This window comes from Amycolatopsis sp. NPDC003861 (assembly GCF_053605405.1).
This window is the reverse complement of record NZ_JBSGJD010000504.1, coordinates 1-1,788: the sequence shown is the minus strand read 5'-3', so window position 1 is coordinate 1,788 and position 1,788 is coordinate 1. Positions and strand designations below refer to the sequence as shown.

Below are 1,788 nucleotides of genomic sequence, written 5' to 3'. Positions count from 1 at the left end.
GCCGGGAGCGCCGTAGCACCACGCCGACCGGGTGAACGCCGCGGCGGGCGCGGTCCCGGTTTCGTCGTCCCAGGCGAGCCGGCACGGCCAGTACGCGCCGTGGTCGTCGGTCCGGCGCCGGGCGAGCAGCCAGGAGGCGATGCGCCGCATCGCCTCGCGCTGGCCGGGCACCTCCACCCCGCGTTCGAGGGCGGCGGCGAACAGCGCGAGCGGACCCGGGATCCCGTGCGCCAGCCCGAGGTTGAAGTCGCCGCGCGGGTACTGCCGGGCGTCCTCGGCGACCGGCTGCAGTTCGGGCGGGATCCACCAGCCGGGCACCGTCACCCCGGCCACGGTGATCGGCTCGGTCAGCCCGGTCAGGTACCGCAGGGTCTCTTCCACGACGCCGGTCTCGCCGGCGTCCAGCAGCAGCCGCGCGGTCCCGGACAGGCCGTTGACGACGTCGTAGTGCGACCACGAGACACCGGGGTCGGTGCGTGCCGCGCAGGCCTGCAGCCGGGCCCGCTGGTCGGCCGCCACCCAGGCGGTCAGCTTCCGGCGCAGCGTGGCGTAGTTCGGGCTCAGCCGCTGCACCGCGGCGAGCAGCGCCGCGGGGCCGGCGTAGAGCCCGTTCGACGGCTGTGCCGCCATCAGCTCGGCGGCCCGGGCGACGTGCCGGTGCGCCACCTCGAACCAGCGGTCGTCGGCCGCCGCGAGTTCGGCGTACAGCAACGCGATTCCCGGCAGCCCGGCGGCGAGGGTCACCGGGACCCACATCCGGGCGCCGTAGACAGGCTCGACGTTGTCCGGCCGGTCGGCCACGGCGGCGACGGCGCCGGGGTCGGCGAGCCGGTCCGCAACCAGCCGGACGGCTTCTTCGGTGTCTACTGTGGACGTCGTCATGGCCGGTTCCTCCGCCGGTTCGCGTTGTCCTGCACGGCCCCGCGGGCGATGCCGAGCACCTTCGCCTCCCGGCCGGAAGACCCGCCGAAGAGCCGGTTGCACGTCATGTGCAGCAGGCTGCCGGCGATCCGGGCCTCCGGAGCCGCGCAGCGGCCGTCGGCGACGAGCTCGCGGACGAGCCGGCCGTAGTCGCGGGCGGCCGCGTCGCGCCGGCTCAGCGCGGCCAGCACCGGGGCCCCGGCGTCGCCGAGACCCGCCCAGCCGCCCGCCGGGTCGATCCGGCGCTGCCACCGTGCCTGGTCCTTCCGGTACTCCGCGGGCAGCTCACGCCGGCTGCCGGTGATCGACAGCCACGACTCGGCCGCTTCGCCGGTGCCGGTCACCCACGGGGCGCCCGGCGACGGCGCGCCGAATGCGTGGGCCAGCGCGGCGACGGAGATCGCGCCGAGGGCGTCCAGGGAGAAGGCCCCCTGCTTAGCCAACCGCAGCAAGGCGATGGCCGCGACGCTGTCCTCGCCGAACAGCCGCTCGGCGGCGGCCTGGGCGTCGGTGCCGCCGTAGCGCTCCAGCTCGGGTTCGTACTGCTCGATCCGGTGCGCGCCGGCCAGGCCCGCCCGCTGCCACCCGGCCAGCAGCTCGCTCGCCGCCGGCAGCAGTTCCGACCACAGCCGGGCCGGCTCGCCGTGGAAGCGCAGGCGCAGGTGGTGGCCGTCGGCGTCGGTGTAGCGGATGAAGAACCAGCGGTCCGCGCCCGCCGCGGTGGCCAGCTGCACCAGCCGGGGCACCTCGTCCCGCAGCAGGTCGTCCTGGACCCGGCACGAGCCGCGGACCAGCAGGTACAGCCAGTCGCTCGCCAGCGGCGGCGGCCCGGGCCGGTCGGCGACGTGCGCCACGTGCGGCGGCCGG

The 1,788-nt window shown here is 76.6% G+C and carries 2 protein-coding genes; both read right to left on the bottom strand.

Annotated elements, in window-relative coordinates:
• Positions 1 to 882, bottom strand: an 882-nt coding sequence (locus ACWEVN_RS47805; RefSeq protein ID WP_452055705.1) for a lanthionine synthetase C family protein, incomplete at its 3' end; no start/stop codon positions are given.
• A partial coding sequence (locus ACWEVN_RS47800; protein WP_452055704.1) for a thiopeptide-type bacteriocin biosynthesis protein occupies positions 879 to 1,788 on the bottom strand: 910 nt, incomplete at its 5' end. The genes ACWEVN_RS47800 and ACWEVN_RS47805, both read right to left, overlap by 4 nt.